This is a genomic window from Rhizobium sp. NPDC090275 (assembly GCF_044772225.1).
Classification (GTDB): domain Bacteria; phylum Pseudomonadota; class Alphaproteobacteria; order Rhizobiales; family Rhizobiaceae; genus Rhizobium.
The window spans coordinates 155,407-170,452 of sequence record NZ_JBIVYL010000004.1; the positions used below are offsets into that span (position 1 = coordinate 155,407).

8 protein-coding genes and 2 pseudogenes are annotated in these 15,046 nt (G+C 62.9%); 4 read left to right on the forward strand and 6 right to left on the reverse strand.

Annotated elements, in window-relative coordinates:
- The first annotated feature begins 60 nt into the window (after positions 1 to 60).
- The 4 genes from purU to ACIQUB_RS12115 all read left to right on the forward strand — a co-directional run bounded on the left by purU (position 61) and on the right by ACIQUB_RS12115 (position 5,181).
- Complete coding sequence (purU, locus tag ACIQUB_RS12100) at positions 61 to 945, forward strand: formyltetrahydrofolate deformylase (protein ID WP_402929715.1); 885 nt, start codon at positions 61 to 63, stop codon at positions 943 to 945.
- Positions 946 to 1,119: 174 nt separating this feature from the next.
- Positions 1,120 to 2,148, forward strand: a complete 1,029-nt coding sequence (locus ACIQUB_RS12105; protein ID WP_402929716.1) for a sterol desaturase family protein — start codon at positions 1,120 to 1,122, stop codon at positions 2,146 to 2,148.
- On the forward strand, positions 2,145 to 2,927 hold the full coding sequence (locus tag ACIQUB_RS12110) for a 3-methyl-2-oxobutanoate hydroxymethyltransferase (protein ID WP_402929719.1): 783 nt from the start codon (positions 2,145 to 2,147) through the stop codon (positions 2,925 to 2,927). The genes ACIQUB_RS12105 and ACIQUB_RS12110 overlap by 4 nt, the downstream gene beginning before the upstream one ends.
- Positions 2,928 to 3,099: 172 nt before the next feature.
- Positions 3,100 to 5,181: a carboxy terminal-processing peptidase gene (locus tag ACIQUB_RS12115; protein ID WP_402929721.1), complete on the forward strand. Its 2,082-nt coding sequence runs from the start codon at positions 3,100 to 3,102 to the stop codon at positions 5,179 to 5,181.
- Between the two features lie 109 nt (positions 5,182 to 5,290).
- Here the strand turns inward: ACIQUB_RS12115 and ACIQUB_RS12120 are convergent.
- From ACIQUB_RS12120 to nadA, 6 genes and pseudogenes are all read right to left on the reverse strand, one after another.
- A pseudogene (locus ACIQUB_RS12120) lies at positions 5,291 to 6,908 on the reverse strand (response regulator); the annotation flags it as partial.
- Between the two features lie 33 nt (positions 6,909 to 6,941).
- A pseudogene (locus ACIQUB_RS12125) lies at positions 6,942 to 9,290 on the reverse strand (PAS domain S-box protein); the annotation flags it as partial.
- A gap of 123 nt (positions 9,291 to 9,413) precedes the next feature.
- Entirely contained in the window at positions 9,414 to 11,567 is a 2,154-nt protein-coding gene (scpA, locus tag ACIQUB_RS12130) for a methylmalonyl-CoA mutase (RefSeq protein WP_402929723.1), read from the reverse strand.
- A 111-nt stretch (positions 11,568 to 11,678) separates the two neighbouring features.
- Positions 11,679 to 12,530, reverse strand: coding sequence for a carboxylating nicotinate-nucleotide diphosphorylase (gene nadC / locus ACIQUB_RS12135; protein ID WP_402929725.1), 852 nt, complete (start codon positions 12,528 to 12,530; stop codon positions 11,679 to 11,681).
- Between the two features lies 1 nt (position 12,531).
- Positions 12,532 to 14,070, reverse strand: a complete 1,539-nt coding sequence (locus tag ACIQUB_RS12140; protein ID WP_402929727.1) for an L-aspartate oxidase — start codon at positions 14,068 to 14,070, stop codon at positions 12,532 to 12,534.
- On the reverse strand, positions 14,067 to 15,038 hold the full coding sequence (nadA, locus tag ACIQUB_RS12145; RefSeq protein WP_402929729.1) for a quinolinate synthase NadA: 972 nt from the start codon (positions 15,036 to 15,038) through the stop codon (positions 14,067 to 14,069). The genes ACIQUB_RS12140 and nadA overlap by 4 nt, the downstream gene beginning before the upstream one ends.
- Between the last annotated feature and the right edge of the window lie 8 nt (positions 15,039 to 15,046).

Sequence of the window (15,046 nt, forward strand, 5' to 3'; positions counted from 1 at the left end):
TGGGCCCCAACCTTGTTTCAACCGCCGCCCTTTCGGGGTCGGCTGCAATTGGATATTCCCATGAAGTCTCATGTTCTCACCGTCACCTGTCAGTCCACGCGCGGCGTCGTCGCGGCTATCTCAGGCTTCCTCGCCGACAAGGGCTGCAACATCATCGACAGCTCGCAGTTCGACGATCTGGAGACCGGCCTGTTTTTCATGCGGCTGACCTTCGCCAGCGAGGCGGGCACGCCGATCGAGGAGATCGTCACAGGCTTCGAGCCGATCAGGAAGACCTTCGACATGAGCTGCGAGTTCCACGACAGCAGCGCCAAGATGAAGGTGCTGTTGATGGTCTCGCGTTTCGGCCATTGCCTGAACGATCTGCTCTATCGCTGGAAGATCGGCGCGCTGCCGATCGAGATCGTCGGCGTCGTCTCAAACCACTTCGATTATCAGAAGGTCGTGGTCAACCACGATATCCCCTTCCACCATGTCAACGTGACCAAGGCCAACAAGCCGCAGGCGGAAGCTCGCCTGCTTGAGGTGGTCGAGCAATCCGGCGCGGAGCTGATCGTTCTCGCCCGCTACATGCAGGTGCTGTCCGATGCCGTCTGCGAGAAGATGTCGGGGCGGATCATCAACATCCACCACTCCTTCCTGCCATCGTTCAAGGGCGCGAACCCCTACAAGCAGGCTTTCGAACGCGGCGTGAAGCTGATCGGCGCCACCGCGCATTACGTCACCGCCGACCTCGACGAAGGTCCGATCATCGAGCAGGACGTCGCCCGCATCACGCATGCGCAGTCGGCGCCGGACTACGTCTCGATCGGCCGTGACGTCGAGAGCCAGGTGCTGGCGCGCGCGATCCACGCCCATATCCACCACCGGGTGTTCATGAACGGCAATCGCACGATCGTCTTCCCGGCGAGCCCCGGTTCCTATGCGTCCGAACGGATGGGATAGGCGATCGCAGCGCGGCTGCGATGATGCAAAAGTATCATCATAGGCTTTGCCTCCAGGCGATGCCGGGGGCACGATAGAGCATCAAAGGCGCGTGCGTCCGCAAGGAGGCGGAGGCACTCCCCGCCGGAGACAATCCGGCTTTACCCAATCAATAACGCATGCGGGAGGCAAGTCATGGACGATTCAAAATTCGGCAAGAGAGACAAGAGAGGCCATTGGACGCCTGATGGCGTGCTGACGCCGGCGCCGGTCTTCGTGCTGCCGCCAAACCCACTGAAATTCCTGAAGTGGCTGCCGAACTACTTCTTTCCGTGGAACGCCTTCTTCATGGTCACCGCGGCGATCTTCTGGTTTTTCCTGACGCCGGGGACAGAGACGACGAAGACCTTCTCCGTCGGCTGGATCGCGCTCATCTTCGCGCGCAACCTCGCGGCGTTCTTCCTGTTCTACGGTGTCATCGAGCTGCGGCTCTACAAGCTTCGCCGCCAGGAAAACCGTTTCAAGTACAATCCGAATTTCCCGGCCGACAAGAAGAACACCGTCTTCCTATTCGGCTCGCAGGCCTATGACAGCATCATCCGCGGCGTCGGCACCGGTGTCACGATCTGGACCGCGATCGAGGTCGTGACGCTCTGGGCATTCGCCAACAACTACGTGCCGATGGCGACGTTCCAGGACAATCCGGTCTGGCTTGCCTGCATCGTGCTCTTCGTGCCTGTGTTCCACGAAGCCTACTTCTTCGCGATCCACCGCGCGCTGCACATTCCGGCACTCTACAAATTCGTTCATTCGGTCCACCACAACTCGGTCAATCCGTCGCCCTGGTCATCGCTTGCCATGCATCCGGTCGAGCACCTGCTCTTCTTCGGTGAAGCGCTGATCCATCTGGTGATCTTCTCCCATCCGCTGGTCGCCATCTACAATCTGCATTCGCTGGCGCTCGGCGCGGTGGTCGGCCATGTCGGCTTCGACAAGATCGAGGCGGGCGAGGAAGGCGGGCTCGATACCCACGCCTATGCCCACTACCTCCACCACAAGTATTTCGAGGTGAACTATGCCGACGGCCTGATCCCGTTCGACAAGTGGTTCGGCACCTGGCACGACGGCACCAAGGATGGCGACGAAGCGATGAATGCGCGCTGGCAGAAGAAGCTGCAACGCGAGAACGCTCGCAAGGAAGCGCAGGAAGGCAACCAGGCATGACCCGCGCATTGACCGTAGCCGATCTGCGCGCGCTCAAGGGCAAGCGTCAATTCCTAACCATGCATGTCGATAGCCCGGCGGAGGCAGCCGCCGCCACTGAAGCCGGCATCGAGATGTTCACCTGCGAGGTGGATGAGCAGCTGCCAAGGATACGCAAGGCAGCCCCCACCGCCTTCATCCAGGCAGCGCATGTGCAGGGCGCCATCCACGACGAATCGAGCGCCATCCGCGAAGGCTTTCGCGCGCTCGATCTCGGCGCCAGCTGTATCTACTTCGCCGGCTCGCTGCGCCTGCTGGAAGCGATGGCCAAGGAGGGAATTCCCGTCAGCGGCCATGTCGGTCTCGTGCCGCGCTGGGCCACGTGGACGAACTTCCGCTCGATCGGCAAGACGCCTGAGGAAGCAGCCTCGATCTATCGTCGCGTGAAGGACCATGAGCAGGCCGGCGCCTGGGCGGTCGAGATGGAGGTTGTCCCCGTCGCGATCGCCGAGTGGATCACGCGCTCGACGCCGCTGATCACGCTTGGGATGGGCTGCGGCGCGGTCTGCGATTCCCAATACCTGTTTTCCTGCGACGTGCTCGGAACCGGTACGAGCCGCGTGCCGCGCCACGGCAAGCAATATGCCGATCTCGCCGCCGAGGAGGCGCGCCTGCAGGAACTGCGCGTGAAAGCATTCCGGGCGTTCGCCGATGATGTCCGCGACCGGAAATATCCCGAGACCCGCCATGAGGTTCATGTCGGCGAAGAGGTCCTGGCAGCGGCCAAGACGCTCGTGTGAGGTGACCGGGCAGACGACAGCGTCGTCTGCCTTCACAACCGATCTCACCAAAAGTTGTAGATGATATCGACGTCAGCCTTGGTCCGTCCAATCAACCCGGTTGCTAAAAAACCATAATTGCTCCACCTACATTGTAGACAAACGCGAGCAGTCGGAATTGGATCAGAGCTTGATGCGCATTAAATACGGTTTCCTCGGCATTCTCCTGGCGATTGCGCCCACGGCCCATGCGCTGGACATGGGACCGGTACCGGTTCTGGCGCCGCAAAAGCAGCAGGAGCAGGCGGCGCAGCTGAGCGCGCAATTCTTGACGCGCTACAGCTATCGGCCGGTCGCGCTCGACGACAACCTTTCCGTCAAGATCATGGATCGCTTCATCAAGTCGCTCGATCCGGATCGGATGATCTTCCTGCAGTCGGACATCAACACCTTCATGGCCGACAGCACCAAGATCGACGACGCGATCAAGACGGAAGACCTCAAGCTCCCCTTCTCGATCTTCAACCTGTACGAACAGCGCATTGTCGATCGCATGACCTATGCCCGCGATCTCCTGAAGAAGGGCTTCGATTTCACCGCGCAGGAAGACTACGCGCTGGTGCGCGACGACAAACCCTGGCCGCAATCCGAGGCCGAGAGCAACGATCTCTGGCGCAAGCGGGTGAAGGCCGACTGGCTGCGGCTGAAACTCGGCGGCCAGACCGAAGCCACCATTCGCGACACGCTCGACAAGCGCTATAAGAACGCGCTTGAGCGCGCCTATAAGTACAAGAGCGACGACGTCTTCCAGTCCTTCATGGACGCCTATTCGACGTCCATCGATCCGCATACCGATTACTTCGGCGCCACCGCATCGGCCGATTTCGATATTTCGATGAAGCTCTCGCTGGTTGGCATCGGCGCGGTGCTGCAGGAGCGCGACGATTACACGACTATCCGCGAACTCGTTCCGGGCGGCCCGGCGCAGCTCTCCGGCAAGCTTGCGGTCGGCGACCGCATCACCGGTGTCGGCCAGGGCGCCGACGGCCCGATCAAGGAAGTGATGGGCACGCGTCTCGATGAGGTCGTGCAGTTGATCCGCGGCGCGAAGGATTCAATCGTCCGCCTGGATATCCTGCCCGCCGATGCCGGCGCCGATGGCGGCCACCGCGTCATCAGCCTCGTGCGCGACAAAATCAGCCTCGACAAGCAGGCCGCCAAGAAGGCCGTTTTGCCGGTCAAGGATGGCGACGTCACCCGCAAGATCGGCGTGATCACGCTGCCGGCTTTCTACGAAGACTTCGAAGCCCGCCGAAAGGGCGACAAGGAATATAGAAGCGCCAGCCGCGACGTCGCCAAGCTGCTGACCGAGCTCAAGCAGGAGAAGGTCGACGGCGTGCTGATCGACCTGCGCAACAATGGCGGCGGTTCGCTCGCCGAAGCGATCGACCTCACCGGCCTGTTCGTCGGCAAGGGCCCGGTCGTTCAGCAGCGCGGCGCCGACGGCAAGGTCGAGGTTCAAAGCGACGACCTGCCGACACCGGCATGGACCGGCCCCGTTGGCGTTTTGATCAATCGCGGCTCGGCTTCCGCTTCCGAGATCTTCGCGGCCGCCATCCAGGACTATGGCCGCGGCGTGATCATCGGCGAGCCGAGCTTCGGCAAGGGCACCGTGCAGACCGTGGTAAATCTCGACCAGGTGGCGCGCAACGACAAGCCGAAATTCGGCGAGCTGAAGCTGACGATCGCCCAGTTCTTCCGCGTCAACGGCGGCACCACACAGCTGCGCGGCGTCACCCCCGACATCGCCCTGCCCGGCCTCTCCGACCCGAAGACCTTCGGAGAAACCAGCTACGACAACGCGCTCCCCTGGGCGCAGATCAAGCCCGCCCGCTACAAGCAGGCCGGCAACCTCAAGGCGGAACTGCCGAAGCTGCAGGCCCTTCACGACAAGCGTGTGGAGACCGACCCGGACTTCCAGCGTCTTATCGAGGACGTTGCCGAACTGAAGGCGCAGCGCGACAAGGGCGTGATCTCGCTCAACGAAGCCGACCGCCGGAAGGAGCTGACCGCCCGCGAAAACCGGCTGAAGTCGCGCGCGCAGCTGGATGACGGCGTCGACACCACCAACGACGACGGCCTGCAGTCCAACGAGCGCAGCCTGACGGCTGATATCGCGCTTGAAAATGCGCGCAAGAAGGCCAAGGACGTTCTCTTGAACGAAGCCACCGCGATCCTTTCCGATGCGGCCGGCCTGCAGGCGGGCGCTCGATAAGGGCCACACCGGTCAATTGAAAAGGCGGACGGCCAGGGTTTGGCCGTCCGCTTTGAAACCTTAAGAGCAGAGTATCGCTCGCCGACCGTTGCCGAGCTGCATCGCCCGCTCAGCTCGTTCCCCCAACAGCGTCCAAGGCATTCCTCAGCTCGTCCAGCCCGTGCGGCTTGAGCAGCAAGACCGTCCTGGAACTGTCGTCCATCTCGGGCTTCTTCTCCGAACCCGTCGCGAAAACAATGCCGATCTCGGGCCAGCGCTTGCGCACCTCGCGACAGAAATCGTCTCCAGACATGCCGGGAAGACCGAGATCGGTCACCAGCACATCGATCTGCTCGCTCCCAAAGAGCGGAAGCGCCTCCTCGGCAGATTCGGCCTCGATCACCTCATGGCCGAGCTCGGCCAGCATGTCGGCGGTCGCCATCCGGATCAGCGCATTGTCCTCGACCAGAACCACGCGCAGCGCCTGCGACGCGGCCGGCGAGACGGGCGCGGGTATGGCTGCGATGGAGGTGTCCTTTCGGCGTTCCGCATTCTTCTGCGTTTCGTCGATGACATGCCGGATTTTGCGGGCGAGCGCCTCGCGCGTGTATGGCTTCGACAAAAGCTGCACGCCGGGATCGAGCCGGCCGCCGTGCACGATGGAGTTTTCAGTGTAGCCGGACGTGAAAAGCACGGCGAGACCGGGCAGACGCTCCTTCGCCTTCTTCGCCATTTCGCTGCTTTTTAAGCGGTCCGGGCATGACGACATCGGTGAAGAGCATGTCGATGTGGATACCGCTCTCGATAACCGAGAGCGCAGCGGAAGCGTCGCCGGCCTTCAGAACGCGGTAGCCGAGTTCCTGCAACATTTCGACGACAGTGGTGCGCACGCCTTCATCGTCCTCGGCCACGAGAATGGTTTCCGGCCCGCCCTCGACGGGCGCATACGGATCGACGACCTGCAGGTCTTCCTGCTCCAGCGAACGCGGCAGATACATCTTCACCGTCGTTCCATGTCCGACCTCGCTGTAAATCTTCACATGTCCGCCCGACTGGCGAACGAAACCATAGACCATGGAGAGGCCGAGCCCTGTGCCCTTCCCCTCCGGCTTCGTCGAGTAGAACGGCTCGAACACCTTGTCCAAGAGGTCGGAAGGTATGCCCGCCCCGGTGTCGGTCACCGAGATCGACACATATTGGCCGGGCACGACATCCTGGTGCTGCCGTGCATAGGCGTCGTCGACATAGGCGTTGCCGGCCTCGATCGTCAGATTGCCGAACCCCTCCATCGCGTCGCGGGCATTGATCGCGAGATTAAGCAGCGCGTTCTCGATCTGCATCGGGTCGACCAGCGTGTTCCACAACCCGCCCGAGACGACCGTCTCCACCTCGACGCCTTCGCCGATCGTGCGCCGGATCATCTCGTCCATGCCGCGGATCAGCCGGCCGGCATTGACCACGCGCGGATCGAGCGCCTGCCGGCGGCCGAAGGCGAGGAGCTGGGCCGCGAGCTTGGCGCCGCGTTCCACGCCGGCCAGCGCGTTGGTGATCTTGCGCTGCGCCTTGTCGTTGCCGATAACATCGCGCGACAGGAGCTGGAGATTGCCCGCCACCACCTGCAACAGATTGTTGAAGTCATGCGCGACGCCACCGGTCAGGTTGCCTATGGCCTCCATCTTCTGGGCCTGCTGCAAGGCAAGCTCAGTGTTGCGCAGTGCGATCGCCGCCTCACGCTCTTCCGTCACATCGCGGCCGACCGCATGGATGGACGCGTCATAGGGAACGGCGGTCCAGGAGATCGTGCGGTAGCTCTTGTCCTTAGCCTGGTAACGATTTTCGAAGGAGAAGGTCGTCGCGCCCTCGCTGAGCTTGCCGACTTCGGCAAGCGTCGTCGCCATGTCCTCGGGATGGATGAAATCGAGGAACGACCGATTGATGAGCTCGCTCTCCTCCCAGTCGAAGACCGTCTTCCATGCCGGATTGACCGCCGTTATCCTGGCCTCGAAGTCGGCGACCAGCATGATATCGGTCGAGAGCCGCCACATCCGGTCGCGATCGGCGGTGCGTTCGGCGACGCGCTGCTCGAGCGTTTCGTTCAGCGCCTCGAGCTTCGCGCGCGTCTCGCGCTGGTCCTCGATATCGGTGTTCGTGCCGATCCAGCGGAAAACGCGGCCATCCTCGTCGCGCGACGGCACGGCGCGGGCGATGTGCCACCGATAGGAACCATCGGCACGCCGCAGCCTGAGATCGGTCTCATAGGCCTCACCCGACGACAAGGCGGCTCGCCAGCGGTCGGCCATGGCGGTGAAATCGTCGGGATGGACGATCTTGGTCCAGGCGCCGCCATCGAGCTCGCCGGGTGCGGCACCGGCATATTCGTAGACGCGCTCGTTGAACCAATCGAGCTGACCGTCGGGCCGCGCGGTCCAGACGTGATTGGGGATCGCCTGGGCGAGCGCGCGGAAGCGGGCCTCGCTTTCTCTCAGTTCGCGCTGCGCCTTGCGCCGGTCGGTCACATCCTGCACGACGCCCACGAAGCGCAGCGGCTTGCCGCTGGCGTCGCGCTCGAATTCTCCCTTGCGGGCGATGACGCGCTTCTGGCCGTTGTCGGCGCGGCGGATGCGGTACTCGACGTTCAAGGGCGCGGCGCCCTCGGCCCGCGTCCTGCCGTTGGAGCTGATCTCGCGGTCTTCCTCGACGATCAGCCCTTCCAGCGTTTCGATGCGGACATCGGCGGCATCCTCATATCCATAGATCTTGCAGAATTCCGGCGTGGCGTTGAGGACATTGGTTTCGAGGTCGAGCGAAAAGACGCCGACACCACCGGCTTCCTGCGCCCGGCGCAGCCGCGCCTCGGCGTCGCTGAGCGCCTGCGCCGTCAGGTGTTCTTCGGTGCGGTCGCGCAAAACCTTGACCAGGCCGACGGGCGTTCCATCCTCGTCGCGGATCGGGCGGATCTCGCCATTGGCCCAGAAGCGTTCGCCGGATTTGCGGAGATGCCACCGGTCGTGATGGGCGTTGCCCTGCTTGAGTGCCGCCGCCATCGCCTCGCTCGCCTTGTCGGCGGCGCGATCCTCGGGCGTGAAGAGAAGCTGCCAATGCTTGCCGGCGACCTCGTCTTCGGTCCAGCCGAAGATGCGGCGCGCGCCCTCGTTCCAGCGCAGGATGATCCCATCCAGATCGAGAGCGAGAATGGCGTAATCGATGGCACCGTCCATGATCTGGCGGCTTTGCCGCTCGGCTGCCCGTAGCCCCTCCTCGGCCGTGACGCGATCGGTCACGTCGGAGCCTTGCACGAAGACGCCGACGATACTGCCATCCGGTTCCGTCACCGGCTGATAGACGAGATCGACATATTTCCGCTCCACCGGATCGTCGGGCGAAACCTGCAGATCGACCGGTAACGCCCGCCCCTCATAGGCGACGCCCGATGTGTAGACCTGATCGAGTAGCTCGTAATAGCCCTGTCCGTGCAACTCCGGCAGCGCATCGCGCACCGACATGCCGATAACATTACGCCCGCCGACAAGCTGGTTATAGGCCGCGTTGGTCAGCTCGAAGACGTGACGAGGGCCGTGCATCATCGCGACGAAGCCCGGCGCCTGCTCGAACATGCGCCGCAGCCGCTCCTGCTCGCCATTGCGCCAGCGCTCGGCCGCGACCTTGGCGGTCGTCTCGACCACGATCGCGATCACCCCGCAAGGGCGGCCGTCCTCGTCCATGACGGGCGAATAGTCGAGGTTCATGAAGACCTGTTCGGGCTTGCCTGTCCGGAAGAGCGTCAGCTCTTGATCCTGATAGGCGAGCGTCTTGCCCGCCAGTCCCACCTTCATGACATTGTCATTGAAGTCGGCGACCTCGGGCCACCCTTCGCGCACCTTCGAGCCCAGAAGCTGCGGATGCCGACCGCCGGCGAAGACCGAATAGGCGTCATTGTAGATCATGACGCCGTCTTCGCCCCAGAGTGTCACGATCGGCACTGGCGATTGCAGAATGGTCGAGGTCGTCACCTTCACGGCGTTCGGCCATAGCGCAAGGGGACCGAGAGAGGTCTTCTCCCAGTCGAAGCCACGGATAAGCCGGGCGAGCTCGCCGTCATGGGCGAGAAAATCAAATTCATCAGGTTTCATGGACGTCGACCGGTTGCTCCCGCCAGTTATGTAGCGGAAACATCGACTTGGGGAAGTGGGCCAGAGCGCAAGCCCGCGCTTTATATTAGCGGCCCAAGCCGGCGACAGGGGAAGACGACCACCTCACTGGTTTCGGCGCTTGCCTTCGAGAAGATCGAGCACCGAATTGGCGGCATCCATGACGTTGGTTCCGGGCCCGAACACCGCCGCCACGCCGTGCTCGGTCAGAAACGCATAGTCCTGCCGGGGGATGACGCCGCCGACGACGACGATGATGTGTTCGGCGCCCTTCGCCTTCAGCGTATCGATCAGCTGCGGCGCCAGCGTCTTGTGGCCGGCGGCCAGCGACGACATGCCAACCACATGCACCTTGCTTGCAATCGCGAGATTCGCGGCTTCCTCCGGCGTTTGGAACAGCGGCCCCGCCAGCACGTCGAAGCCGATGTCGCCGAAGGCCGAAGCGATGACTTTGGCGCCGCGATCGTGGCCATCCTGTCCGAGCTTGGCGACCATGATCTTGGGCGCTCCACCCAGTGCTTCGGAAATCGCGGTCATTCGCGTGCGCAACTGCTGCAGCTCCGGCTCATCGCTATAGGCATCGCCATAGACGTTTTTGACGACCTCGGGCTCCGCCGTGTGGTCGCCGAAGACACGCCGCATCGCATCCGAGATTTCGCCGACGCTGGCGCGCGCCCGCGCCGCTTCCACCGCAGCCTCCAGCAGATTGCCCTTCCCGCTCTCAGCGACCTCGCGCAGCCGCTCCAGCGTTTCCGCCACCTTGGCTGGGTCGCGGCGACGCCGCGTCTCTTCCAGACGCTTGATCTGCGAGGCCCGCACGGCGCTATTGTCGATATCGAGAATGTCGATCGGCTCTTCGTTCTCCAGCCGGTACTTGTTGACGCCGACGATGATCTCGTCGCCCTTGTCGACTGCCGCCTGCCGCCGGGTTGCGGCTTCCTCTATCAGCCGCTTCGGCAGCCCTTCGTTGACGGCCTTCGTCATGCCGCCCAGCGCTTCGACCTCTTCGATCAGCGCCCAGGCCTTTTCGGCAAGCTCGTTCGTCAGGCTCTCGACATAGTAGGAACCCGCCAGCGGATCGACCACCTTGGTGACGCCCGTCTCGTGCTGGAGGATTAGCTGGGTGTTGCGGGCGATGCGGGAAGAAAATTCGGTGGGGAGCGCGATCGCCTCGTCGAAGGAATTGGTGTGCAGCGATTGCGTGCCGCCGAGCACGGCCGACATTGCTTCGAAGGCGGTGCGGATGATGTTGTTATAAGGGTCCTGCTCCTGCAGCGACACGCCCGACGTCTGGCAGTGCGTGCGCAGCATCAGCGACGACGCCTTTTTCGGCGCGAACTCTTCCATGATCCGCGTCCAAAGCAGGCGTGCGGCGCGCAGCTTGGCCGCTTCCATGAAGAAGTTCATGCCGATCGCGAAAAAGAAGGACAGGCGGCCGGCAAACTCATCGACATCAAGCCCCTTGTTGATTGCCGCGCGCACATATTCACGCCCGTCGGCCAGCGTGAAGGCAAGCTCCTGCACCAGCGTCGCGCCTGCCTCCTGCATGTGATAGCCGGAAATCGAGATCGAATTGAAGCGCGGCATCTCCCGGGAGGTGTACTCGATGATATCGGCGACGATCCGCATCGAGGGCTCGGGCGGATAGATGTAGGTGTTGCGGACCATGAACTCCTTGAGGATGTCGTTCTGGATGGTTCCGGAAAGGGCTGCCCGCGACACGCCCTGCTCCTCGCCGGCGACGATGAAATTCGCAAGGATCGGAATGACCGCGCCGTTCATCGTCATCGACACCGAGACCTTCTCCAGCGGAATGCCGTCGAACAGGATCTTCATGTCCTCGACGCTGTCGATCGCCACCCCCGCCTTGCCGACATCGCCCTCGACGCGCGGATGGTCGCTATCGTAACCGCGATGGGTGGCGAGATCGAAGGCGACGGAAACGCCCTGCTGGCCTGATGCCAGCGCCTTGCGGTAGAACGCGTTCGATGCCTCGGCAGTCGAGAAGCCGGCATATTGCCGGATCGTCCAGGGACGGCCGGCATACATGGTGGCGCGCGGACCGCGGGTGAAGGGTGCGAAACCTGGAAACGAGCCCGGCTGCAAGACACCGTCCAGATCACTTTCGGTGTAGAGCGGCTTGACGTCTATCCCCTCGGGCGTCTTCCACACGAGCGTATCCGGCGAGGCGCGAAGCTCCTTTTCGGCCAGCGCCTGCCAGTCCCGCAGTGTCTTCTCCCCAGGCGTCTTCTTCGTCATCTCAAGCCTCCGCATTCTTCTTTTACGGCAGGCTAGCATTTTATCCGCGCCGGATGCGAGGGCGATCACGCGATAATGTGGCGGTTGCATTCGACCTCACGCAAGCCACGTTCAATCGCGGTAGTCGAGACCGATATCGAGGATCGGCGCGCTATGCGTTATCCAGCCGACCGAGATCAGATCGACCCCCGATGCCGCGATGTCGCGCGCCGTCTGCGGCGTGATGCGCCCGGAGGCCTCCGTGATCGCACGCCCGGCCACGATGCCCACCGCTTCCCGCAGCTGATGCGGGTTCATATTGTCGAGCAGGACTGCATCCACCCCCTCGTCCATGACGTCCCGGAGTTGCTCGAGCGTGTCCACCTCAATCTCGATCTTCAGCATATGTCCTGCCGCAGACTTGGCGCGGTGCAAAGCCTCGCGAACACTACCGGCGATGGCGATGTGATTGTCCTTGATCAGTATCGCGTCATTTAGCGCGAAGCGGTGGTTCATCCCGCCGCCGGCGCGAACCGCGTATTTTTCAAGCGCCCTCAGTCCTGGCGTCGTCTTGCGGGTGCAGGCGACGGCCGCGCCGCTGCCGGCGACCGCTTCGACGATCGATGCCGTCACCGTTGCGATCCCTGACAGATGGCTCAGGAAATTGAGTGCTGTGCGCTCACCGGTCAATATTCCTCTGGACGGTCCGCTGATGGTGGCGATCACTTCACCGGGCCCGACCGGGGCTCCCTCACGGAGGTGCCGGGAGACTGATATCGCGGGATCGACCAGCTCGAATACAAGGGCTGCCGCATCCAATCCGGCGACAATGCCGGGCTGACGCGCGACCATGACGACGGTCGACATGTGATCTTCAGGAATAACAGCAGCCGAGGTAACGTCACCGGCCATTCCCAGATCTTCGGCAAGCGCTGTTCTGACCGCGGGTTCAATGACGAGACGTGGAAGGGATGTAATGTGCATTTCATGCACTCCTTGCAAAGTTTGATGCGCTTGCGGCACGGGCGATCTGCAACGCCTGCTCAAGCGTTATCCGGCTGCGCTGCGCAACCGGGTGCTTCAGCGGATAGTCGGTCCGGGCATGCGCCCCGCGCGACTCCGTGCGCAGGCTTGCGGAAACGGCGATCAGCAAAGCAACGATTGCGGGATCAGCCCCGACATCGCTGCCTTCAGCCATCGGCAACAGCTCATCGATCGCTTGCTGGATGCCGGCCGCGTTGCGCAGAACGCCAAGGTGCCGGGAGACGATTGGGCGCACGGCCGTCGTGTCGGGCGCGTTTGGCATGGGCGAGATTTCTCCAAGCTGAACCGCCATCGGCTTTGATCTCATGTCGTTGGCTGCGCGCATGCCCATGACGGCGGCTTCCAGCAGCGAATTGCTGGCGAGCCTGTTGGCGCCATGCAATCCGGTCGAAGCGGCTTCACCCGCGACCCAGAGACCAGCAACGGTGCTTCGCCCGGCACGATCCGTCGCGACGCCGCCCATGTGGTAATGCGCGGCCGGGCGAACGGGGATCGGCTGCTCTGCAGGATCGATCCCGGCCGAACGGCAGGCGGCATGGATCGTCGGAAAGCGCGAGGCGAAACGCGCGCCGATCGCACGGCGTGCATCAAGAAAGACACGGCCGCCGCGGGCGATCTCGGCGCTGATTGCTCGAGCGACGACATCGCGCGGCGCGAGTTCGGCACCGGATACATGCCTCATGAAGCGCTCGCCGCGCTCGTTGATCAGCACGGCGCCCTCGCCCCTTACTGCCTCGCTGATCAGGGCCAGCGGGCGCTGATTGCCGTCGAGTGCGGTTGGATGGAACTGGACGAATTCTATGTCGGCAAGCACGGCACCGGCACGCGCAGCGAGTGCAATCCCCTGGCCGAAGTTGCCGGCCGGATTGGTCGTCGCCTCATAGAGGCCGCCAATGCCGCCTGTGGCGAGAAGAATGCGCGATGACGGCAAGACCATGCCCCCGCGAAAACCGGTGCAGAGCAACCCCGAGACAACGCCATCGGTCGCCAATATCCGCCGCGCCTCCACCCCTTCGATGACGGTGATTGCGGGATCGGCAAGGACCGCCTTCGTGAGAGCAGCGATGATCGCGGCACCCGATCCATCGCCGCCGGCATGCACGATGCGCCGACGTGAATGCGCCGCCTCAAGACCGAGCGCCAAACGCCCGTTGCCATCTTGATCGAACGAGACGCCGAGGCGTTGCAAGGCTTCGATCACGGACGGCGCCTCGGTAATGATTTCGGCGGCTGCAGCGGCATCGCAAAGGCCATCGCCGGCAGCGAGGGTATCGGCAAGGTGCAGGTCCAAACTGTCATCCGAACCGATGCAAGCCGCGATGCCCCCCTGCGCCCATCCGCTTGAACTCTCGGCACCGAGATGTGCACGGGTGACGAGGACGCAGGATTCGGGAGAGAGCGTCAATGCCGCGATCAGCCCGGCAAGCCCGCTTCCGACAATGACGGGGCGATCCGCGAGGTTTTGGAGGATCTCGGTCATATCGCCAACATCCTTTCGACAGCGCGGCGAGCCGCGACCGCAACATTGGCGTCGACGACGACTTCGTGCTGGTTTTCCTCAAGCGCGGTTCGAATGTTGCGCAAGGTGATGCGCTTCATGTGCGGGCAGAGATTACAGGGGCGAATGAACTCGACATCGGGATGATGCACCGCGACGTTGTCGCTCATCGAGCACTCGGTCAGAAGCACGACGCGGGCAGGCTTCTTCTCTCCGACATAGTCGGACATGACCGCCGTCGAGCCAGCAAAGTCGGCTTCCGCCACGACATCCGGCGGGCATTCGGGATGGGCGAGCACGGTGACGCCGGGATGGTTCTCCCGAAGCTGGCGAACATCTTCGGCGGAGAACAGTTCATGCACTTCGCAGTGCCCGTGCCAAGCGATGATTTCAACGTTGGTTTCCTTGGCGACGTTGCGTGCCAGGTATTCGTCGGGGATCATGAGAACCCGTGGAACGCCCAGCGCCTCGACGATCTGCTTGGCATTGCCCGATGTGCAGCAGATGTCAGATACTGCCTTCACCGCAGCCGACGTGTTCACGTAGGTGATCACGGGAACGCCGGGGTAAGCCTTGCGCAATAGCGCGACGTCCTCGGGCGTGATGGAATCCGCCAGCGAACAGCCCGCCCCGGTGTCGGGGATCAGCACTGTCTTCTTCGGGTTCAGCAGCTTGGCCGTTTCGGCCATGAAATGCACGCCGGCAAGCACGATCACGTCTGCGTCGACATCGATTGCCTTGCGGGCAAGCGCCAGACTGTCGCCGACGATATCGGCGACGCCGTGGAAGATCTCCGGTGTTTGATAGTTATGCGCCAGAATGACCGCGTTGCGTTTGCGCTTCAGCTCCAGGATTGCCTCGACATCCTCCTCGAAGCTCATCCATTCCGCTTTGGGAATGACCCGGCTGACACGATTGTAAAGCGACGCGGCAGACACTGCGGTATTCATATCGTCCT